The sequence below is a fragment of the Ferriphaselus amnicola genome, from assembly GCF_000974685.2.
GTDB classification, from domain to species: domain Bacteria; phylum Pseudomonadota; class Gammaproteobacteria; order Burkholderiales; family Gallionellaceae; genus Ferriphaselus; species Ferriphaselus amnicola.
In genome coordinates this window covers 548791-571961 of the sequence record NZ_AP018738.1, presented here as the reverse complement: position 1 = coordinate 571961, position 23171 = coordinate 548791, and the positions used below count along the sequence as shown (strand labels likewise).

Here is a 23171-nt window from a genome sequence, read left to right as displayed (position 1 = left end):
CACTACGCTTTGAATGAGGTGATCATCATAGCAAATCAAATAGCAGTTGCCGACTCTGCCGCCAGCCGTTTTGCTCGGCGACGTTCAATTGCCCCCTCGACCAGCGAGTACACCGACGGCACCACCACCAACGTCAACAAAGTGGAAGAGATCATGCCGCCGATCACCGCGACAGCCAGCGGGCCGTTGGTCTCAGCACCGGCACCTAAGCCCAACGCGGCGGGGAACAGGGCCAGAATGATGGTCGCGGAAGTCATCAGCACCGGACGCAAGCGGATCGGGCAAGCATTACGCAGCGCGTCGTCGATGGCTAGGCCTTCGACACGGCGCTGGTTGGTCAGATCGATGAGCAGGATGGAGTTCTTCGCCACCAGACCGATCAGCAGCACCAAGCCGATCATCGAGTAGATGTTCAGCGTATGGCCGATCAGCCACAGCGACATCACGCCGCCGATAATGGCCAGCGGTTGCGCCACCATAATGATGAAGGGCTGCACAAAGGAGTTGAACTGGCTGGCCAGCACCATGTACAGCAGCACGATAGCCAGCGAGAAGGCGAAGATCATGTAGCCGACCGTCTTACCGAACTCCTCCGCCTGCCCGATCAACTTGACCTGATACCCAGCGGGCATCATGGACGCGCCGATCTCTTTCACCTTGTTCGCCGCATCGCCCAGCGGCATGATCGGCGTGGCGTAGAAGATGCCGGAGTACTTGAGATCGTAACGTCCCACCACCGCTGGCCCCAACTCCTGCTCGAAGCTGGCTACGCTATCCATGCGCACCATACTGCCGTCGCGAGCGCGCAGGAAGATACGCTTCAGATCATCCGGCTTGGTCAGCGCACCTTCCGCCGCCTTCAGGCGCACGTCGTAACGCTCACCGTCGCCCGGCTCGTCGCTGTACGCCGCCACATTGACGCCGCCGGTCATCACGTTCAACGTCATCGCCACGTCTTGGGCAGACAAGCCCAGCACCGCCGCCTTGGCGCGATCAAGGTGCATGGAAAGCTGCGGCAGATCCAGTTGCAGATCGGTATCGACGCGCCCCAATCCCGGCACTTCCTTGTTCAACTTGCGCTGCAACTCAGCCGAGAGTCGAGCCACCTCGCCCAGATTCGGCCCAGTCACCACGAACTGCAAAGGATCGCCGCGCTGGCCCTGCATCATCGACACCGGCGCGGGGAAAGCACGGATGCCGGGAATCGCCGCCAGCTCTATGCGCAGCTGTGCCAGCAATTCCTGCTGACGCACCTTGCGCTCGTGACGCGGTGTCATGCGCACATACGAGAACGCCTGATTCACCTGCCCCGCCGAACCGATGCCGATACCGGAGAAATTGCTCAACACTTCGGGATGGCTAGCCAACACACGTTCCACCTCGGCCAATTTTCCGCTGGTGTACTCAATGGATGAGCCGAGCGGCGCTTTGGTAAGCACCATGAAGCGCCCTTGATCTTCGTCCGGCGAGAACGCCTTGCCCACGTTGGCAAAGAAGAAACCACTAGAGAACACCGCAACCACGGTGAAGCCGACCACTTTCCAGCGATGCTGCAAGGCCCAGCCCAGCAGCTTGCGGTAGAAATTGTCCAGCCAAGTGAACGCCGCTTCCAACCGGTAATAGAACTTTCCATGCTGCTTCTGCACCTTGAGGTAGCGCGAGCACAACATCGGCGTGAGCGTGAGCGAGACAAACAACGACACCAGCACGCCGAACGTCACCACCACCGCGAACGACTTGAAGAACATGCCGATGATTCCGCTCATGAAGATCACCGGTGCGAAGATGGACACCAGCGACAAGGTGGCCGCAATCACTGCAAACACCACTTCGCGACTGCCGTTCAACGCCGCATTGATCGGATCAGGATCGATCTCTTCGCGGTGGCGGAAGATGTTCTCCAGCACCACGATAGCATCATCCACCACCACACCGATGAGCAACAGCAGCGCCAGCATGGTCATCGAATTCAGCGTGTAGCCAGCGAAATAAATCACCGCGATCGCCCCCAGCAAAGACACCGGAATAGCGACCGAAATAATGAGAGTCGAACGCACGCTGCGCAGGAACAACCAGACGACCAGCCCGGCCAGCAAGGTGCCTTCGATCAAGTGTTCTTTCAACGCACCGATCATTTCCATGATGTAGGCCGCGTCGTTGGTAGCGACTTTCAGTGTCATGCCGGGCGGCAGTGACGGCACGATGTCTTTCGCCAGACGGCGCTGCACTTCATCGGCGATAGCCACGGTGTTGGCTCCCGACACCTTGACGATGCCGATGCCGACGGCAGGCGCAACATTGAAACGGGCCATCTGGCGATTGTCGGCCAGCCCGTCTTCGATCTCGGCCACATCCGCCAGACGGATAGCCGAACCATCGCGGTAGGCGACCACCAGCTTGCCCAGATCGTCGATGTGATGGAATTCCATGTCCAGCTTGAGCAGGAACTCACGTTGATCGCTGACTAGGAATCCACCCGGCAATTGCAGATGCTCGCGATTGAAGGCGGCCATCAAGTCTTGCGTAGTGAGGTTGCGCGAGGCTAGCGCCGCCGGTTTCAGATTGATGCGGATGGTGCGGTCACGCCGTCCGCCCAAGCGCACTTCGCCCACGCCACTGATCGTCTCCAGTTTCTTTTTGATGACGTTGGCGGCGTACTGGTTAAGCTGCTGCGATGTGCGGTCACCCTGCAAAGCCAGCCACATGATGGGGCTGGAGCCGGTATCCATCTTGGCCACCACGGGCGGATCGGTGCCGCTAGGCAAACGACGCAAGGCCTGATTGATCTTGGCCTGCACCTCGTTGAACGCGATGTCGGTGTTCTTTTCCAGACTGAAGGTGATCGCCACCACCGACATGCCCGGCGACGAGGTGGACATGACGTGCTCGATGCCCGGCACGCTATTCACCGCCGACTCGATCACGTTGGTCACGCTCATGTCCACATTGTCTGGGTTCGCGCCCTTGATGCTGGTGCTCACCGAGATGATGGGAAATTCGATGTACGGGAACTGGTCCACGCCGACGCGCTGGTAGCCGATCAGGCCGACCAGCATCAGCACGCCGCTGAGCATGAAGGCGAAGACGTGACGTTTGATGGATAACTCTGGCAGATTCATGGGACGATTCCGTGGTTGCAGCTACGCTTCCCCGTTAGCGGGGAAGCCATGACATCATTTCTTGGGAGCAGCAAAAACGGCACTAACCGGCGCAGCTACAGCACTCGCAGGTACGACCGCACTCGCCGGAGCCACCGCCGATTTGCCCGGCGTTTTCTCCTGATGCGACACGACCACCGGTGCCTGATCGGTAAGGAAGCCCGCGCCATCCACCACGACCGTCTCGCCCGCCTTTAGGCCGGAGACGATCTCCAGCATACCGTCGGCCTGCTTGGTGCCGACCTGCACCACACGTTGCGCGACCTGTTCGCCCGCCAGCACATACACCACCTTGCCAGCCGGACGCAGCACCACGCTTTGCTCAGGCACCACCACCGCATTCGCATGGCGGCCCAGCACCACCGCGCCAGTGACGGTCGCACCCGGCTTCCAGCCAGGATTGTCAAACACGGCAAAGGCATCGAAGGAGCGCGTGGTCGCACCCGACATCGGACGCACTTCGTCGATCTTGCCATTCCGTACCCCGACCACACCGGGGCTGGACACGTGCACTTCCATACCGGGAAGAATGCGCCCCGCCAGCTCCTCGGGGAACGGCAAGCGCGCACGCAGCTTCTTCATATAGACCAGACGGAAGGCAGGATCGCCGACTTTGAGATATTGGCCGGGCACGATGAATTGGCGTTCCAGACGACCATCGAACGGCGAAACGATGCGCGTCTTGCCGACGTTGCGCTCGGCCAGCGCCAGTTGCGCCTTGGCTGAAGCGAGCTGGTTCTGCGCCGAGGTCGCTTGGGCAGTCACGTCGTCCAAGCCAGACTGGGAGATGAAACCTTGCTCACGCAGTTGCTTCATCCGCTCAAGACGACGCGTCTCGTTCGCACTCACGCTTTCCATGCGACGCACCTCGGCCTGCGCTGACTGACGCAGCAGACTGGTGTCCTGCGGATCCAGTTCAGCCAGCACCTGTCCGGCCTTGATCTCGGCACCTTCCATCACCTTGAGCGTCAGCACCTTGCCCGCCACTTCGGCCGCGACCACCGGGTCAGCCGGACTATCCAGCGTACCTACCGACTCCTCGACCTGCTCCACCGTGCGCTGCTCGGCCACGACCACCGACACCGGCGTACCACTCGGTCCGGCCTTTTTCGCTTCCTCTTTTTTGCCGCAGGCGGACAGCCCCAGCAAGCCCAGCAACAGCAAACTCAATCGAACTTTGTTCATGTCAGTCCCAGAATCAATGCCAGATAACGGCAGGCTTAGATCAAACCACCCGCTCGTTCGCAAACAGCGAACGTATCGTTTCGCGCTCACGAATAAGATGCGCATCGCCCTCGCGCACCAGCACCTCGGCTGCGCGTGGGCGAGTGTTGTAGTTGGAGCTCATGCTCATGCCATACGCGCCCGCCGACATCACGGCTAGCACATCGCCCGCCGCCACGGCCAGTTCGCGGTCGTGGCCGATGAAATCGCCAGTCTCGCAGACGGGGCCGACAACCTCGTAATTCAAAAGTTGCCTCTCACGTTCGCCTCCTCCCCCGCTCGCGGGGGAGGATTGAGGAGAGGGCTCAAATCGGATTACCGGCAAAATTTCGTGATATGCGTCATACAGCGCAGGCCGCATCAAGTCGTTCATCGCCGCATCGACCAGCGCGAAGCTCTTCTCTTCGCCCTGTTTTAGGTATTCGATCGTCGTCAGCAGCACGCCCGCGTTGCCGACCAAGCGGCGACCCGGTTCGACGATCAACTTTTCGCGACGCCCCGCCAGCGCACCCAACAATGCCTCGGCATACTCGGCGACGGACGGCGGCGTTTCGTCTTTGTAACGGATGCCCAATCCGCCGCCCAGATCGAGATGTTCCAGCACGATACCGTCTTCTGCCAGTTGGTCAGCCAGTGCCAGCACCTTTTCCGCCGCTGCCACGAAGGGACTCACTTCGGTGAGCTGCGAGCCGATGTGGCAATCCATGCCGGTGACTCGAATGTGCGGCATCGCCGCCGCGCGACGGTACAGCGCCCGTGCTTCGTCGTAGGCCACGCCGAACTTGTTCTTCTTCAGCCCGGTGGAAATATAGGGATGCGTCTTGGCATCCACGTTCGGGTTCACGCGCAGGCTGATCGGCGCGATCTTGCCCAAGCTGCCCGCCACCTCGTTCAGCCGCTCCAGCTCCGCCGCCGATTCCACGTTAAAACACAGAATCTCCGCCTCCAGCGCCAGCTTCATCTCAGCCACCGTCTTGCCCACGCCGGAGAACACCACCTTGTTCGCCGCTCCGCCCGCCGCCAGCACGCGCTGCAGTTCGCCACCGGACACGATGTCGAAACCCGCACCCAAACGTGCGAACAGATTGAGAATGGCAAGGCTAGGATTCGCTTTCACCGCATAGCAGATCAAATGTTCGCGCGACTTGAACGCCTCAGCGAACTCGCGATAACCGTCTGCCAGCGCCACCTGCGAATACACGTAACACGGCGTTCCGAAGCGCTTGGCAAGCTCGGCCAAGGGCATAGTTTCGACACAAAGCTGGTCTTGCTGGTAACTGAAATACGAAGTCATGGTCAACGATTCTGGCTGAGTTGGGCGGGCTGGCTTTGCGGTAGATACAACGCACCTTTATGACCGCAGCCTTGCAGCAACAAGGCCAACAGCAACATAATGCCGGTCAATACACGCATCATCCATCCGATAGAAAATTCAAGAAGCGCGATTATAAAGGCTAACGACATGACCGAAAGCGAATTTAACCAACTGGCCGACTCGGTCTTTCAACGCATCGAGCAAGCCGCCGACAACGCCGGCATCGACGCCACGCTCAATGGCAACGTACTCGAACTGGAACTCGACGATGGCCAGAAGATCATCGTCAACCGCCACGTACCAACGCAGGAAATCTGGGTCGCCGCCAAGTCCGGCGGATTCCACTACGCCTGGGTGGACGGACGCTGGTTCAGCCAGCGCGATGGCAGCGAGTTGTTTGGGAAACTGACGGAAGTCACCGCTAGCACGGACGGAGATGCGCTCGCGTTCTAATCAACTTCCGCGCTCTGTCGGCTTTCGACCCAGAGCGGACTTAACCCACTAGCATAGAGCAACACATGTGCATATCGAATTATTCGATTGGTACATCATTAATTTTGAGTTGCAAATCAACATCAACAACTTTCGTTTCATAATTTGGTCTAGTTGATGATTTGAATGTACGCCTATTGCCCTTTGATGATTTCAGCCAGTATGGCTCATTATTAATGGTTATCAGTTTATCACTTAGCGTTAATCGTCCATTTCTCACCATAGACCGGCAATCTGGGACAGGAAATTCAACTTGACCAAGTCTACTATCTGAAGTCGAGAATATGCTTGTTTGTGATTCGTGATCCTTCCCTACCTCACGTAACGACCAGTAGTTTCCTCTCTCGTTACACATGGCCTCGTAATACTCCTCGCATCTAACATTCATACTCATCGATTTACCGTTCAGTATGAGTTGAATATTGAAGTCTTTGTTTACTGGTTTTGTCGGCCTCACTATCTTTGAGTCAAGACATTCTGATATGCCACATCCACCCAAGGTAATAATTGTCAGAATGGTGAGTAGATTTCTTACGCTGTTGATTATCATTTATCAGAATCCATATTGATGAATGTCAGAGATCGACCCAGAGCGGACTCTACAATGTTTGAACTAAGGTGCGCCGTCATGCGTCCCGCATGATTGAGGGGCCGCGGGGAATCCATGGCACAAGTAATTCTCATATTTCCTTACCGCAATGTGGACAATTGTCTCCGATAAGCTTTCGAAAAGGGGTTGTGGAATTAGGAGTTGTTTCCATGCCACAATGAGGACAAATAAACAAACCGCCACGAAGAGCAACGTACACAATTACTACAATACATAGCAATGTAATGGCGATGGGCATCAAATAGCCAGATATATACTCGAAAGAAAAAATAACGCATATAAACAGTATGGTAGAGGTAAAGTGGTAAAGCTGCCATCTATGTTTATGCCTCATGGATACTTGCTCCCATAACGTTTAACGTAACCAGTTCATCGCAATTTCATCGTGCAGTGTAACTGCGTACCATCAACCGTCTGCTTTTGGCACTAAGCCGATGTAATCACATCCTAGCTCAACCCTATGAACTGCTACTTTATGGGGCTTATAAAAGCTTCAATACGAAGATATTCTCATGCAACCGACTCATGCCGCGCGTTTGAAAGCGTGGGTTCTGTGCCAGCACATCCAGCCGCGCCAGGAGTTTGATCTCGGCATAAGGCCGGTACAGGGCTTCGACTTCTTCTACGGTGACGGCGAATGGTGGGCCGGACATTTCTTCTTGCGGATAATCGACGGTGACCAGCAATATCTGCGTGCCCGAGGGCAAGATATTGACCAAGTGCCGAGCGTAGCGTTCGCGCATTTCAGGTGGCAGAGCAATCAGCGAGGCGCGGTCATACACCGCTGTCACCTGCGTCATGTCGGCTGGGGTCAAGTCAAAGAAATCGCCGCACAGTAGGCGGATACCGTTCGCCTCGCAGCGCTTGAAACGGCCATCGTCGGTGTGTTGCGGGGTGTAGCCGTTCTCGGCAAAGAATTCCTGCACGGCCAGCGGACTCAGCTCCACACCCAGCACGTTATGCCCTTGCTCGCGCAGCCAGACCATGTCCAGACTCTTGCCGCACAGTGGCACGAACAGCTCGCCACCCGCTGCTTGAAATTCCGGCCAATGCTCGCGCAGATAGGGATTGATCTCGTCTTGATGAAAACCGATCTCTTTGCGCTCCCAGCGCTCCAGCCAAAACTCTTGCTTCATGCCCTTCCCCCTTTGAGTCGCTAACAAAAATGCCTCCGGCTTCGCCGCAGCCAACTTGATCTGTTGTGAGTGTATAGTAGCCACGCACTTCAAGAAACCCATCCACCACCCGGCCCTCCAATAATGATGACCATCGACCGCCCCGCCGAGCCACGTGGCCTGTCACACGCTGAAGCTAAGGCACGGTTGCATCAGGAAGGTGCGAACGAGTTGGCGATGACTGGGCAGCGCAATATTCAAGCGATTGCGCTGGAAGTATTGCGCGAGCCGATGTTTTTGCTACTGGTCGGCGCGGGGGCGATCTATCTGCTGTTGGGCGATGTCAGCGATGCGCTGATGCTGCTCGGCTTTGTGTTCGTGGTGATGGGCATCACCATCTATCAGGAGTACAAGACTGAACGCGTTCTGGAAGCGCTGCGCGACCTGACCAGCCCGCGCGCGCTGGTGATCCGCGATGGCGTCGAGCAACGCATCGCCGGACGTGAAGTGGTGCGTGGCGATGTGTTGATTCTGGCCGAAGGCGACCGCGTTCCGGCGGATGCGGCGTTGCTTTCCTGCAACGATTTTGCCGCCGATGAATCGCTACTCACTGGCGAATCGGTAGCGGTGCGCAAGCTGGCACAGGCAGAGATCGGGGAATTGCAGCCGCCCGGCGGCGACGATCTGCCCTTCGTCTATTCCGGCACCTTGGTGGTGCAAGGTCGCGGCGTGGCACAGGTATTGGCAACTGGCGCGCACACCGAGATCGGCAAGATCGGTCGCGCCTTGCAGGAGCAGGAGACCGAGGCCACGCCCTTGCAACGGGAGATCGCCAAACTGGTGCGTAAGCTGGCTATCCTCGGAGTGCTGCTGAGCCTGTCGCTGCTGCTTATTTACGGCCTGTCTCGCGGCGATTGGCTGCGCGGACTGCTTTCCGGCATCACACTGGCGATGTCCATCCTGCCGGAAGAATACCCGGTGGTGCTGACCATCTTCATGGCGATGGGCGCTTGGCGCATCTCGCGCCATCGTGTGCTGACCCGCCGCGTGCCCACCGTCGAAGCGCTGGGTTCCGCCACCGTGCTGTGCGTGGACAAGACCGGCACGCTGACGCAGAACCGCATGGTGGTGCAGCAACTCATCGCCGCAGAAGCCAGTTTCAGCATCCATGCTGACACCACGCCGCTACCCGAAGCCTTCCATGAGCTAGTCGAATTCGGCATTCTGTCCAGCGAGACCGAGCCGTTCGATCCGATGGAAAAGTCCATCCACGCGTGTGGCACGCGCTATCTGGCGAATACCGAACATCTGCATGGCGACTGGGCGCTGGCACACGAGTATTCGCTGTCGCCCGAGTTGCTCGCCTTGTCGCACGTGTGGAAAGCCAAGGATCGTAAAGAGTTCGTCGTCGCCAGCAAAGGTGCGCCCGAAGCCGTCGCCGATCTCTGCCATCTGGATGCAGCGCAATTGGCGCAACTCGCTGAGCAGGTGAACAGCCTAGCCGCACAAGGGATGCGTGTACTGGGTGTCGCCCGCGCCCGCTGGCAAGGTGACGCATGGCCGGACATCCAGCATGATTTCGAGTTCGAGTTCCTCGGTTTGATCGGGCTGGCCGATCCGGTGCGCCCCACCGTCACTGCGGCACTCAAGGAATGCAAGGCGGCGGGCATCCGCGTGGTGATGATCACCGGCGACTACCCCGCCACCGCAGCCGCCATCGCGCAGCAGATCGGTCTAGATGCGGGCAGCGGTGGAGTCATCAGCGGTAGTGAACTCAACTTGATGGACGAGTCCACGCTGCGAGCGCGCATCGTCCACAGCAATATCTACGCACGCATGGTGCCGGAGCAAAAGCTGCGACTGGTGAATGCGCTCAAAGCTAACGGCGAGATCGTGGCGATGACCGGCGACGGCGTAAACGATGCACCCGCGCTGAAAGCTGCCCACATCGGCATCGCGATGGGCGCACGCGGCACCGACGTGGCACGCGAAGCCGCCGCGTTAGTGCTGCTCGACGATGACTTCGCTTCCATCGTCCATGCTGTGCGTATCGGACGCGGCATCTTCGACAATCTGCGCAAAGCGATGGCCTACATCTTCGCCGTCCACCTCCCCATCGCTGGCCTCTCACTGATTCCATTGCTGCTCGGCTGGCCGCCCGTGTTCGCCCCCGTCCACATCGTGTTTCTGGAAATGATCATCAACCCCGCCTGCTCTATCGCCTTCGAGGCCGAACCTGCCGAACGCGGCGTGATGCACCGCCCGCCGCGCTCCCCGCAAGAACCCCTGTTCGGCCAGCGCATCGTCCTGCTCAGCTTGCTGCAAGGCGTGTTCGTTCTGCTCGCCGCCCTCGCTGTACTCGGCTATTCGCTCGGACAAGGCGTGTCAGAAAACGAAGCTCGCGCACTGACTTTCAGTACGCTGGTGGTTGGAAGTTTGGGCTTGATCCTGACCAATCGTTCATGGCAACACAGCCTGCTGCACACCTTCGACAGCCCTAACCCTGCGCTGTGGTGGGTCATCGGCGGCGCGTTCAGCTTCTTACTGCTGGCGCTCTCCGTACCCTTCTTACGCGACGTGTTCCACTTCGCCCCGCTCACCCCGCCGCAATTTCTACTCAGCTTCGCCTCCGGAGCCGCCAGCATAGTTTGGTTCGAGTTATACAAACTCCTGCATCGACACTAACAACTCGAACATTCCGGTTTTTTTCATTCTGGTCTTACCTTGTAAGCCATTCAGCGCTACGCTACGCGCATGATTTCCTTCGTGCTTTTCTTCGCCGCCGGCGTCTGGTGGCTACAACAGCAGGCTGTCTTACCGGAGCCAGCGGTCGGCTGGTTGGCGGCAGCGCTAGCACCGGCGTGGCTGCTGTCGCGTGATGGATGGCAACGCTTCCTGCGCTGGCCGCTGATGGCGGCGTTCGCATTTTCCCTAGGCATCTTTCACGCAGCCTTCTTCGCCGGGCAACGGCTGGACGATGCCCTACCTACCGACTGGCAAGGGCGCGACATCGAGCTAGTCGGCGTGGTGTCTGAGCTGCCACGTCAGCACGAACGCGGCTTGCGTTTCGCCTTCGATGTCGAGAAAGTGCTGACACCCGCTGCACACGTGCCCGCACACATCCAGCTCGCCACTTACGAATCCGACAAAGATGCTCCTCTGGCTCTGCATGCAGGTGAACGCTGGCAACTGACTGTGCGCCTCAAACAACCTCACGGCAGCGCCAATCCTTACGGTTTCGACTACGAAGGCTGGTTACTGGAACGCAAGCTGCGCGCCACCGGCTATGTGTATCGCAAGGGCGTGAATGCGCGCGTGGATGAGCGGGCGGCGGGCTGGGGCTATCAGATCGAGCGTTGGCGTGAAGCTGTCAGATTACGCTTCGAGCGGCTACAGCCGCTCCTCTATCTCGGCGTGCTTACCGCGCTGGCCATCGGCGATCAGGACAGCATCCCCGCCGCACAGTGGCAGGTATTCACCCGCACGGGCGTGAATCATCTGATGTCGATTTCCGGCTTGCACATCACCATGCTGGGTGGACTGGCATTCGCCGTCGCATACTGGCTGTGGCGGCGCAGTCATAGGCTCACGCTGCACTTCCCGGCGCGCAAAGCGGCAGCCATCGCCGGTCTGCTGGTAGCGCTGGCTTACGCGCTACTCTCAGGTTTCGCCGTGCCCGCACAACGCACGGTCTATATGCTGGCGACAGTGGCTGCGGCGCTCCTGCTTTCGCGCAATGTCGCCCCTTCACAACTGCTGGCGGCAGCGCTATTGACCGTCCTGATCGCCGATCCGTGGGCGGTGCTGGCACCCGGATTCTGGCTCTCGTTCGGCGCAGTCGGCCTGATCCTGTATGTCACCGCCAACCGCCTCGGCCATCGCGGCGATCAGGCCTCGCGCCGGATGCGTCTGTTGATCGCCTTGCGTGAATACGCTGTCGTACAGTGGGCGATGCTGATCGGCCTCATCCCAGCGCTGCTGGCGCTGTTCCAGCAAGTCTCGCTGGTCTCGCCCATCGCCAACGCTTTTGCCATCCCGCTGGTCAGCTTCATCGTGGTGCCGCTCACGCTACTGAGCGCAGCGCTGCCGTTCGACTGGCCTCTGTGGCTGGCGCACTGGGTAATGAGCGGCATCGGTGCTGCGCTGTCATGGCTGGCAGCACAACCCGCTGCCGTGTGGGCGCAACACGCACCGCCAGTCTGGACTGTCGGGCTCGGATTCTTCGGCGTGTTGTGGACGCTGCTGCCACGCGGTTTCCCATCACGTTGGCTGGGGCTGCTCATGCTGCTGCCTATGTTCCTCATCCGCCCAGAGCCGCCACCAATCGGCACCATGAAGGTGATCGTGTTCGATGTCGGCCAAGGCACGGCGGTCGCGGTGCAGACACACAACCACGCCCTGCTCTATGACGCCGGTCCCGATTACTCCGGCGAGGCCGACAGCGGCAACCGCATCCTCGTACCTACCCTGCGAGCGCTGGGCATCAGCCAGCTCGACACGCTCGTGCTCAGCCACGACGACATCGACCACACCGGCGGTGCGGCCTCGGTGATGCAAGCGATGCCGGTCGGCAGAGTAGATTCGTCCCTGCCTCTAGGCCATGCGCTACTACCCTCCCACTCCAGTCGCTGCGCCGATGGCCAGAACTGGGCATGGGACGGCATCGAGTTCCAATTCCTACATCCGGCAACGAACGCGCAGCTTGGCAAAAAAACCCACGACAACGACATGAGTTGCGTGCTGCGCATCCGTACTGGGACACAGAGCGTGCTACTCACTGGCGACATCGAACAAAACTCTGAATGGCGCTTACTGAACGAACATGCCGCTGAGCTGCCCGCCACGCTATTGGTCGTGCCTCATCACGGTAGCAAAACCTCTTCCCACGCCGAGTGGCTGGCTGCCGTACATCCCAAGTACGCCGCGTTCACCGTCGGCTACCGCAACCGTTTCGGCCACCCCAAAGAGGAAGTCGTCGAACGCTACCGCGCCGTAGGCAGCGAACTGCTGCGTTCAGACCAAGACGGCGCGATCATCGCCACGATGGATGGGAAGCAGGTGAGGATCGAACGATGGCGGCAGGAACATGCGAGGTATTGGTGGAACGATTCAAATGGCTATTGATTCCGCTACAATCTGGCCCTTCCAAATCTCCACTACAGCCATGTCTCGAATCACTGAAACACTCGCTTTGCTTGCCATCACCGCTTGGGTCGGTGCGTTGTGGGCGGTCGGCTATCTGGCGGTGCCGGTGTTGTTCTACTCGCAACCGGATCGGCAATTGGCGGGAATGTTGGCGGGCGTGATGTTCAGCCGAGTGGCGTGGCTGGGGCTGGCTTGTGGGGGATATCTGCTGGCGTACTGGCTATTCACGGCGGGAGCGGCGGTTTGGCGACAGACGGGGTTCCGACTGGTGACTGCGATGCTGTTGCTGACGCTGGTCGCGCATTTCGGGCTGCAACCGATGATGAACGACCTCAAGCTACAGGCGCTGCCGCTAGAAGTGATGAAGAGTCCACTCGCCCACCAGTTCGGCCTATTACATGGCATTTCCAGCATTCTGTACTTGCTGCAAGGGCTGCTCGGCGCAGCGCTGGTGATCTACGCCCGTTCCCGCACCTTCACCCGCCGAGGATGATCTCTCGGTATTCGACCACCAGCACCACCAATTCCTCCACCCCCGCTGGGCCACGTAGCGTCACCACGTCATCCTCGCGCGCCTTGAACAAGGTCTGCGCCAGCGGCGAAACCCAGCTGATCAAGCCGCGACCGGCATTGGCCTCATCCACGCCAACGATACTGTAAGTCGCTTCCACGCCATCGCCACGCTCCACCGTAACAGTCGCGCCGAAGAATATCTGCTCACAATCGCCACGCGTGGCGGGATCCACCACGAGCGCGTTTTCCAGCCGCTTGCGCAGAAAGCGCACACGCCGGTCGATCTCACGCAGACGTTTCTTGCCGTAGATGTAGTCGCCGTTCTCGGAGCGGTCGCCGTTGGAAGCCGCCCAAGTGATGGTCTTCACTAACTCTGGACGCTCGCGCTTCCACAGATGATCCAACTCATCCTGCAAACGCTGGTAGCCCGCTGGGGTGATGTAGTTCTTGGTGCCGACCGGCAGTTTCAGCGCGGGGTCGAGATCGTCGTCCTCATCGCCATCGGACTCTTTGGTAAAGGCTTTGCTCATGCCTGCATTGTACTAGGCCAGACGAGGATTACTGTGAATGAAGCGCTCAAATTCGTCGGCAGGTAGCGGGCGACTGAAGTAGTAACCTTGGATCTCGTCACAGCCGCGCATGCGCAGGAAGTCCAGCTCGGCCAGCGTCTCCACACCTTCAGCGATGACGCGCAGGTCAAGTCGATGGCCAAGGCTGATGATGGAGCGAACGATGGCGGCATCGCTGCTGTCAATCTCGATGTCGCGCACAAAGGATTGATCGACCTTGAGCTTATCGACCGGTAGATTTTTGAGGTAGTTCAAACTGGAATAGCCCGTACCGAAATCATCGATGGAGAGTTGCACGCCCATCTCGTGCATGGTCGAGAGGAATTCCAACGCAGCTTTTGCATCGCCCATCATGATGCCTTCAGTGATCTCCAGCTCCAGATCGACAGGTGCCAAGTTGTTCTCGGCCAGCACCTCTCGTACCAGATCGACCAGCGATGGCTGCAATAACTGGCGGATCGACAAGTTCACCGCCACAGGAAACACCGCCATCCCGTTCTTCCGCCAATAAGCCAGCTGCGCGCAGGCAGTACGTAGTACCCACTCACCCATCGCCACGATCTGACCGGTCTCTTCCGCCACGGGAATGAATTCGGCTGGCGAGACACGCCCACGTTCAGGGTGATTCCAGCGAATCAGCGCCTCTGCGCCGCATGCACGGCCACTGGTAAGGTCAGCCTGCGGCTGGTAATGCAGTTCGAACTCTCCGTTTGCTAGAGCATTGTGCAGGTCGCGCTCCATGCCAAAGATGCGGTTTGCGCGGAAATTCATCTCCGGTTCGAAGAATTGGAAGTTGTTGCGACCGTCCTCCTTGGCGCGATACATCGCCACATCGGCATTCTTCACTAAAGTATCGCGATCTCTAGCGTCGTCTGGATACAGACTGATGCCGATGCTGGCGTGAGTAGAAATCTGCACACCATCGATGTGATAAGGATCGCCAATAGTCTTGATGAGTTTTTCCGCAACCTTGGTCGCGCCGCTGCTATCGGCCTCGCGCAGCAACACCACGAACTCGTCTCCGCCCAAACGCGCTACCGTATCGCCTTCACGCACACAATCAAGAATGCGCTGAGCGACTGACTGCAACAGTTTGTCGCCGATGGTATGCCCCATCGAGTCGTTCACATACTTGAAGCGATCAAGATCCATGAACAACAGCGCGAAATGGCCTCCATCTCGGTGAGCCGCCGCAAACATCTGCTCAAGGCGATCACGCAACAACGTGCGATTGGGCAAGCCCGTCAAGACATCAAAGAAAGCCAGCTGCTGAATCTCCTGCTCCGCTTTCTTGCGGTCGCTGATGTCGCTGGCGATGGAGACATAATGCGTGATCTCGCCATCTTTGCCACGCACGGCATTGATCGACATCCACTTCGGGTAGATTTCACCGTCTTTGCTTTTGTCCCAGATCTCGCCCTGCCAGTGGCCGTGAACATGGATGGCATCCCACATCGCATGGTAGAACGATTCGTCCTGGCGACCCGACGAAAGCAGATTGGGATTACGCCCCAACACCTCTTCGGGCAAGTAGCCGGTGATACGGCAGAATGCTTGATTCACTGCCACAATATTCGTGTTAACGTCAGTAATCAGAATCGCCTCGCTGCTGCACTCGAATACCTTTGAGGCGAGTAACAATTGTTCTTCCGACGTTTTCTGCGCCGACATATCCTGCACCACACCAACTGCGCGTAAGGGCGTTCCGGTCGGCGAAAAATCTATCTCCGCCGTTTCTCGCACCCAGCACGTCTTGCCCCTAACAACGATACGGTGTTCGATGTCGTAAGGCTCCCCCTTCAGTACCGCTTGCCAAGCCTCGCGCACTCGTACCAAATCGTCTGGGTGGATGGAGTCAAAGAACATTTGCAAAGTCAGCGGGGTATGTAAGGGCAGACCAAAGATGCGATACGTCTCGTCCGACCACTCAAGCTTTTCGCTGCCGATGTCCAACATCCAACTCCCCATGCCCGCCACTGACTGGGCACGTTTGAGGCTGGCCTCACTTTTGAGCAGCGATTCACTGGCCAGAGTGCGTTGGTAATTGAACACTGCCAAGAACAGCGCCGACACACCCATCACAAGGTTGTAGATCCAGAGCTCACGGATGGTCTCTAACGAAACCGGAGAGAACACCCCCTGCTCGAACACCATGCCCAGAATCGAGAACAGGAACACCATCGACGATGACATCATGGTGTAGCGCATATTGAAGCGCAGAGCTGCCCACACAATTAAAGGCAGTAGGATGAAGGGGCCGACCGCCGTCTCGAGCAACAAACGGGAAAGATCGCTGAATACCAGCGCGCTGAACAGCGACAACAACAAGATATGAAGCGTTGCCTCACGGAGCAGTAAGAGAGTCGAGTGCATGGGTTTGTGCTTGACCCAAGCCAGCAACTGCGACGTGAATAAGATGATGCCTAGCGTATCGCCCATCCACCAGTAGGTCACGGTGGAAAGAAAATCACTCCACGGCAAGAATCCGCTCACCGCCAGCCAAGAGACCCCATTGAGTCCGCTGATCAAGGCGCTGAATGTAGCGGCAATCAGCAACAGGAAAATGTCCCGATTCTGCTGCAACTCGACGTTGAAGCGCAGTCTCCGCAACAAGGAAGCGGCGAGCACCGCAGCAAGCGTCGCTCCCAGCGAAATCTCGGTCGAGACGAGCCAACCGGAAGCTAAGTTACCCAGCAGCGCACCGAAAAACACGCCCGGCCACATCCGGTTTCCGTACAGTAACAAGGCAGCCAGTGCGATGCCGGAAGGCATCCAGAACAACGTCACTGCGTCGCCTACCAGCGCGAACAACAGCCCGATTTTGGCACCGACGAAATATAGCGAGGCGGTCGTTAGCAACCGCTGCCAGTCTTTCCCTGTGTAGTGAAGCATGTGGCTCAAACAATCTCCGAAAAACGAAGGTTAAGGGTTCTCGCACCTATCGGCAGAACCCTCAGGAACTTTACCTGAATTGTCATATTTCTCGAACATAACAACGCCCGCTGAAGCGGGCGTTGTGCTTAGCCATGAAGGCCAAGTGAAATAGGCGTTGATCAGACCGGCGAACCTGCATGTCGAACAAGATGCCGGTTGTTTCGTTATGACTTCAACGCAGTGAGAACTTCTTCCAGCATCTTCTTGGCATCGCCGAACAACATGCGATTGTTCTCTTTATAGAACAATGGATTATCCACACCCGCATAGCCGGTCGCCATGCTGCGTTTCATCATGATGGAGGTCTTGGCTTTCCATACTTCCAGCACCGGCATACCGGCGATGGGGCTGCTTGGGTCTTCTTGGGCTGCTGGGTTCACAATGTCGTTGGCACCGATCACGATGGCGACATCGGTATCCGAGAAGTCGGCATTGAGCTCGTCCATCTCCATCACGATGTCGTAAGGCACTTTAGCCTCAGCCAGCAACACGTTCATGTGACCGGGCATACGGCCCGCTACCGGATGGATGCCGAAGCGCACGTTGACACCTTTTTCGCGCAACAGCTGGGTGATCTCGTTGACCGTGTGCTGCGCCTGCGCTACGGCCATGCCGTAACCGGGCACGATGATGACGCTCTTGGCTTCGCGCAGCAATTCTGCCGTTTCAACGGCATTGATCGCGACCACTTCGCCTGCTGGTTGTGCATCACCGTCAGCCTTCTTGGCCGGTTTGCCAGCGCCGCTACCGAATCCACCCGCGATGACGCTGATGAAATTGCGGTTCATCGCGCGGCACATGATGTAGGACAGGATCGCGCCGCTGGAACCGACCAGCGCGCCGGTGACGATCAGCAGGTCGTTGTTCAACATGAAGCCCGTCGCTGCCGCCGCCCAACCAGAGTAGCTGTTCAGCATGGACACCACCACAGGCATATCCGCACCGCCGATGGCCATCACCATGTGGATGCCGAACAGCAGGGCGATCACGGTCATCACCGTCAAAGCGGTCATGCCCGCACTGATCGTTTCAGCGTGCATGAACTGCCAGCCGAAGGCGATGACGATCAACAGACCGGCCAGATTCAAGAGGTGCCGTCCCGGCAGCAATAGCGTCTTACCGCCGATCTTGCCCGACAGTTTGCCGAACGCGACCAGCGAGCCGGAGAAAGTCACCGCCCCGATCAAGATGCCGACATAGACTTCGATCTCGTGGATGGCTTTTTCAGCACTGGACAGATTCAATGCCGCCATCGGGTCAATGTAATTGGCGAAACCGACCAGACACGCGGCCAGACCGACCAAGCTGTGCATCAGCGCGACCAGTTCTGGCATCTGCGTCATTTGTACCTTGCGCGCGGCGTAAAGCCCGATGCTGCCACCCACCACCATCGCACCGATGATCCACGGAATGCCCGCCGCCGAAACGCGCGGCCCGAACACCGTCGCCAGCACGGCGAGAGTCATGCCTATCATGCCGTAGAGATTGCCGCGACGCGAAGACTCAGGGTTGGACAGCCCGCCTAGGCTCAGAATGAACAGAATAGTCGCGCCGATGTACGAGACGGTCGCCAGACTTGAAGACATCATGATTTATCCTTATTTGCGGAACATCGACAACATGCGCTTGGTCACCGCAAAGCCGCCGAACATATTGACCGCAGTGAGCACGATACCCACTACCGCTAAGCCGAGTATCCAGCCATCCGGCCGATCCAGCCCCAGCGCCATCGGTGGCGCGACCTGCACCAGCGCGCCAATGGCGATGATGCTGGAGATCGCATTGGTGACACTCATCAGCGGCGTGTGCAGCGCCGGAGTGACGTTCCACACCACCATGTAGCCGACGAAACACGCAAGCACGAACACGGTGAAGTGGCCCAAGAAGGCCGCAGGCGCATACGCACCGATGAGCAGGAACAGCAGCGCGGCTGCGCCGAAGATGGCCGCCGTCTTGCCCGCCGAAGCCGGTGCGCCACCACCGCCATGACCATGCACAGCAGGTGCAGCCATCGGCTTCGCCGCTGGTTTAGCCGCAGCAGCGGGCAATTTAGGCGCAGGTGCAGGCCAAGTGATCTCTCCATCCTTGATGACCGTCAGTCCACGGATCGCATCGTCGTCCATATTGACGTTGATGATGCCGTCCTTGGTCTTGCACAGCTCTTCGGCCAGACGGAACAGATTGGTGGAATACAGCGTAGAGGACTGCTTGGCCAGACGCGAATTCAGGTCGGTGTAGCCAACGATGGTCACGCCATGCTTCACCACCACCTGACCCGGCTCGGTCAGCTCACAATTGCCGCCGCGCTCCGCCGCCATATCGACGATGACGCTACCCGGCTTCATGCTCTGCACCATCTCAGCGGTGATCAGCCGAGGCGCAGGTTTGCCCGGAATCAGCGCAGTAGTGATGATAATGTCCACTTCCCTCGCCTGCTTGGCGTACATCTCGCGCTGCGCCTGCTGAAAGCCTTCCGACATCACTTTGGCGTAACCGCCGCCGCCGCCGCCCTCTTCTTCATATTCGACTTTGACGAACTCGCCGCCCAGCGATTTGACCTGATCGGCCACTTCAGCACGGGTGTCGTTGGCGCGCACGATCGCACCCAAGCCTGCCGCCGCACCGATCGCCGCCAAGCCAGCCACGCCAGCACCCGCGATGAACACCTTGGCCGGAGGAACCTTGCCCGCCGCCGTGATCTGACCATTGAAAAAGCGTCCGAACACGTTGGCAGCTTCGATCACAGCGCGGTAACCGGCCACACCCGCCTGCGAGGTCAGCGCATCCATCTTCTGAGCGCGACTCAACATCCGTGGCAGGCAGTCGATAGCCAACACGGTGACCTTCTTCGCCGCCAGTTGCTGCATCAGCTCGGGATTCTGCGCAGGCCATACGAATCCGATCAACACGCCACCTTCGCGCATCAAATCAACCTCTTCGCTGGTCGGGACAGTCACCTTGAACACGATATCGGACTCAGCCCACAGCTGAGCCGCGCCAACGATGATCTCAGCGCCTGCGGCGCGATAACTGTCGTCACTGAAATTGGCTGCGTCACCCGCGCCTGATTCGACCGCGACACTGAAACCCAGCTTGATGAGTTTCTCAACGATCTCGGGAACTGTCGCGACGCGCTTCTCGCCTGCACGCGTTTCCGCAGGTATGCCTATGCGCATGAAGCCTCTCCTCTGGTATTTGGAAAAACGCCCGGAAGACCCGGGCGGATTTAGTTTTTATGGCGCGGGATTATACGACCTTTTTTGGGGGATGGGCGGGTGGTATGCGGCGGTCTAGGCGGCGCGAACAACGCCCATGTCTAATTTCACTTGATTGGCAAAACACTCACTTTCCACAAACCGACTAGAAACATGTCAGCTAAAACCCACCGGCCAATTCGATTCTGAGGGGACTCGCCGTGGGAAAAGGCTAGCGGGGGAATGGGTGGTTGCAAGATCCCATTGCATTCTTTACTTAAAGTTATTAAAGACAGGGGGATTCGGTGCACTATCGAATGCGTCCTACCTTGCTTACACCTTTACATTCAATAAAAAATAGATATAGAACCCAAGAGCTGCAATATCAGAGATTGTCTGAATCACAACATTAAGGTCCCTGATCCCTGGATTAAGAAAGAATAGTTTCCCCCCAAGATATCTCAACTGAAAATAGTATGTTGCCCATATCATCCAAAATATCGAAACCATGTTCTCAGGTAAAAAGATTGCCGCCGCATTTACACTCTTAATTTCAAAGTACCCAACGATAGTGATGAGTGCTATCCACAACAAAACAATTGGAAACCTTCTCTTGCAGACATTCATTTTGCTTTACCCTGGAAAACGAGGTCTTGCATTCACGCATATCTCCTCGCTTAACTGCCCTGCTGACCGTGACGTAATGTACGCCGAAGGCGTGGAATCGGGGACAGGCTGCCCCCTATTCTTCCATTAAACCGTATAAGTCGTCGAAGCCACTTTGCCACCCGTTCCCGTCCAGTCAGTGTGGAAAAACTCGCCGCGCGGTTTGTCGAGACGCTCGTAGGTGTGCGCGCCGAAGTAATCGCGCTGGGCTTGCAGCAGGTTGGCGGGCAGGCGGGCGGTGCGGTAGCCGTCGAAATAGGCCAGCGCTGCCGAGAACGCCGGGGTGGCGATGCCAAGTTCCACGCCTAGGATGATCGCCTTGCGCCATCCAGCTTCGGCCTGACGCATCGCGTTGGTGAAGTAATCGGCCAGCAGCAGGTTGTCCAGCTCGGGGTTCTTTTCGTAGGCGGCTTTGATGTCGCCGAGGAACTGGCTGCGGATGATGCAGCCGCCGCGCCACATCAGCGCGATCTCGCCGTAGTTGAGTTTCCAGCCGTATTCCGCCGCCGCTTCCTTTAGCAGGCGGAAGCCTTGCGCGTAGGAAATGATCTTGGCCGCATACAGGGCATCGCCGATGGCGGCGATCATCGCCTGCTTGTCGCCGGAGAACGCGACTTGGGTTTTCGGCAAGACGGCCGCCGCTTTCACACGCTCGTCCTTCTGCGCCGACAGGCAGCGCGCGAACACCGATTCCGCGATCAGCGTCAGCGGCATACCCAAGTCCAGCGCGTTGATGGCCGTCCACTTGCCCGTGCCTTTTTGCCCGGCAGTGTCGAGGATCTTGTCCACCAGCGGCGCGCCGTCGGTGTCCTTGTAGCCCAGAATATTGGCGGTGATCTCGATCAGGTAGGAACTCAACTGCCCCTGATTCCACTGCGCGAACGCCGCCTGCATTTCGTCCGCGCTCAGACCCAAGCCTTCGGATAGCAACTGGTAAGCTTCGCAGATCAGCTGCATGTCGCCATATTCGATGCCGTTGTGCACCATCTTCACGTAGTGCCCCGCCCCCTGCTGCCCTACCCATTCGCAGCACGGCGCGCCGTCGGCCTTGGCGCTGATGGCTTGGAAGATCGGCTTCACCGCCGCCCACGCATCGGGATTACCGCCCGGCATGATGGACGGGCCGTTGCGCGCGCCTTCTTCGCCACCGGACACACCGGTACCGATGAACAAGATGCCCTTTTCCTTCAACGCGTCGGTGCGACGATTACTGTCGGTGAACAGCGAATTGCCGCCGTCGATGATGATGTCGCCCGGCGACAGCAGCGGTACGAGCTGGGCGATGTAGTCATCCACCACCGAACCCGCCTTGACCATCAGCATCACCTTGCGCGGAGATGCCAGCAGGCCGACCAATTCTTGCAGCGTCGCCGCGCCGACCACTTGCGTGCCCTTGGCCGCATCCGCCAGAAATTCGTCCGTCTTGCTTTTGCTGCGGTTGAACACCGCCACCTTGAAGCCGTGGTCGTTCATGTTCAAAACGAGGTTTTGCCCCATCACCGCCAAACCGATCAAACCGATATCTGCCTTCATTTCGACCTTCGTAGGGAGTTAAGTTGCGAGGGATACTATCACGACAAGCGATGGGGAAAATTAGCGCAGGTCAAAGGAAGACAAAGTTTGCTGAGCCAATAAAAAACCGCCGAGATTGCTCGGCGGCTCTTTACGGGTATAGCAATCACCCCACCAATTTCTTGCATTCCTTGTAGCAAGCTGCGCACGCTTCCATACATGCCTTGCACTCGGGGTGCTTCTCAGTCTTTTTACATTCCTCTTCGCAGTCCTTGCAAATATCCATCGCCACTTTGGCGTAGGCAGCGAGGCGCTTGGAATTGAGGGCGGCGAGTTTTTGCAAGGTCGCGCATGTCGCCTCGACTTGGCTGGCGCTGTTGGCACACGCAGCCAGATCGGTCTCGCCCTTGCCCATAGAAACGATGCAGTGGCTCAAACAAAGCTGCGCCTTGCTCACGCAGTCCGCCGCCGCATCGATCAATTTCTGATTGGGATTGCTGACGTGGTCATGCGCCATGTGGGTATGATCCATGTGCTCATGGCTTTCAGCAAAAGCACGGCCTGTGGTGATCGTCGCTGCCGCAGCTGCGACGCCCATCAACATTTCCCTACGATTCATATCGTTCTCCTTCTCGTGATTTGATTTACATGGACACTTTGCCTCATGGGGCATGAACCATTGCCTCCGTGACAGTACGTGAGTTTACCCACTCCAGCGTTTTGT

General features: G+C 58.1%; 15 protein-coding genes. 4 read left to right on the top strand and 11 right to left on the bottom strand.

What is annotated here, in order from left to right; all coding sequences use genetic code 11:
* Positions 1 to 35: 35 nt before the first annotated feature.
* Genes OYT1_RS02690 through lptM form a run of 4 tightly spaced genes read right to left on the bottom strand, consistent with a single transcriptional unit; the run spans position 36 to position 5798 of the window.
* A complete protein-coding gene (locus OYT1_RS02690; RefSeq protein WP_062625461.1) occupies positions 36 to 3119 on the bottom strand; it encodes an efflux RND transporter permease subunit in 3084 nt (1027 codons plus the stop codon).
* A gap of 54 nt (positions 3120 to 3173) precedes the next feature.
* A complete protein-coding gene (locus OYT1_RS02685) occupies positions 3174 to 4343 on the bottom strand; it encodes an efflux RND transporter periplasmic adaptor subunit (protein ID WP_062625462.1) in 1170 nt (389 codons plus the stop codon).
* Between the two features lie 40 nt (positions 4344 to 4383).
* Positions 4384 to 5676 carry a diaminopimelate decarboxylase gene (gene lysA, locus OYT1_RS02680; RefSeq protein WP_062625463.1) on the bottom strand — a complete coding sequence of 431 codons (1293 nt, stop codon included), beginning with the start codon at positions 5674 to 5676 and terminating at the stop codon, positions 4384 to 4386.
* Between the two features lie 2 nt (positions 5677 to 5678).
* On the bottom strand, positions 5679 to 5798 hold the full coding sequence (lptM, locus tag OYT1_RS13615; RefSeq protein WP_197714103.1) for an LPS translocon maturation chaperone LptM: 120 nt from the start codon (positions 5796 to 5798) through the stop codon (positions 5679 to 5681).
* A 46-nt stretch (positions 5799 to 5844) separates the two neighbouring features.
* Between lptM and cyaY the strand changes: the two genes are divergently transcribed.
* Positions 5845 to 6150, top strand: a complete 306-nt coding sequence (cyaY, locus tag OYT1_RS02675; RefSeq protein ID WP_062625464.1) for an iron donor protein CyaY — start codon at positions 5845 to 5847, stop codon at positions 6148 to 6150.
* A 1131-nt stretch (positions 6151 to 7281) separates the two neighbouring features.
* Here cyaY and OYT1_RS02670 read toward each other — a convergent pair.
* Positions 7282 to 7935, bottom strand: a complete 654-nt coding sequence (locus OYT1_RS02670; protein WP_062625866.1) for a thiopurine S-methyltransferase — start codon at positions 7933 to 7935, stop codon at positions 7282 to 7284.
* A gap of 123 nt (positions 7936 to 8058) precedes the next feature.
* Between OYT1_RS02670 and OYT1_RS02665 the strand changes: the two genes are divergently transcribed.
* The 3 genes from OYT1_RS02665 to OYT1_RS02655 all read left to right on the top strand — a co-directional run bounded on the left by OYT1_RS02665 (position 8059) and on the right by OYT1_RS02655 (position 13552).
* The gene (locus OYT1_RS02665; protein ID WP_084611881.1) at positions 8059 to 10599 is read left to right on the top strand and encodes a cation-translocating P-type ATPase; all 2541 of its coding nucleotides are present in this window, start codon (positions 8059 to 8061) and stop codon (positions 10597 to 10599) included.
* A gap of 69 nt (positions 10600 to 10668) precedes the next feature.
* Positions 10669 to 13038: a DNA internalization-related competence protein ComEC/Rec2 gene (locus tag OYT1_RS02660; protein WP_062625465.1), complete on the top strand. Its 2370-nt coding sequence runs from the start codon at positions 10669 to 10671 to the stop codon at positions 13036 to 13038.
* A gap of 40 nt (positions 13039 to 13078) precedes the next feature.
* Positions 13079 to 13552, top strand: a complete 474-nt coding sequence (locus tag OYT1_RS02655) for a DUF4149 domain-containing protein (RefSeq protein ID WP_062625868.1) — start codon at positions 13079 to 13081, stop codon at positions 13550 to 13552.
* On the opposite strand, the gene greB is transcribed toward OYT1_RS02655, so the two are convergent.
* From greB to OYT1_RS02620, 6 genes are all read right to left on the bottom strand, one after another.
* A complete protein-coding gene (greB, locus tag OYT1_RS02650; RefSeq protein WP_062625466.1) occupies positions 13536 to 14102 on the bottom strand; it encodes a transcription elongation factor GreB in 567 nt (188 codons plus the stop codon). The genes OYT1_RS02655 and greB overlap by 17 nt on opposite strands.
* 12 nt (positions 14103 to 14114) lie before the next feature.
* Positions 14115 to 17033 (bottom strand): bifunctional diguanylate cyclase/phosphodiesterase, encoded by a 2919-nt coding sequence (locus OYT1_RS02645; RefSeq protein WP_062625467.1) that lies wholly within the window; start codon positions 17031 to 17033, stop codon positions 14115 to 14117.
* Positions 17034 to 17239: 206 nt separating this feature from the next.
* On the bottom strand, positions 17240 to 18661 hold the full coding sequence (gene pntB / locus OYT1_RS02640; RefSeq protein WP_062625869.1) for a Re/Si-specific NAD(P)(+) transhydrogenase subunit beta: 1422 nt from the start codon (positions 18659 to 18661) through the stop codon (positions 17240 to 17242).
* 12 nt (positions 18662 to 18673) lie between these two features.
* On the bottom strand, positions 18674 to 20251 hold the full coding sequence (locus OYT1_RS02635) for a Re/Si-specific NAD(P)(+) transhydrogenase subunit alpha (protein WP_062625468.1): 1578 nt from the start codon (positions 20249 to 20251) through the stop codon (positions 18674 to 18676).
* 771 nt (positions 20252 to 21022) lie between these two features.
* Positions 21023 to 22468, bottom strand: a complete 1446-nt coding sequence (gene gnd / locus OYT1_RS02625) for a decarboxylating NADP(+)-dependent phosphogluconate dehydrogenase (protein WP_062625470.1) — start codon at positions 22466 to 22468, stop codon at positions 21023 to 21025.
* A gap of 145 nt (positions 22469 to 22613) precedes the next feature.
* Positions 22614 to 23066 (bottom strand): four-helix bundle copper-binding protein, encoded by a 453-nt coding sequence (locus tag OYT1_RS02620; RefSeq protein ID WP_062625471.1) that lies wholly within the window; start codon positions 23064 to 23066, stop codon positions 22614 to 22616.
* Between the last annotated feature and the right edge of the window lie 105 nt (positions 23067 to 23171).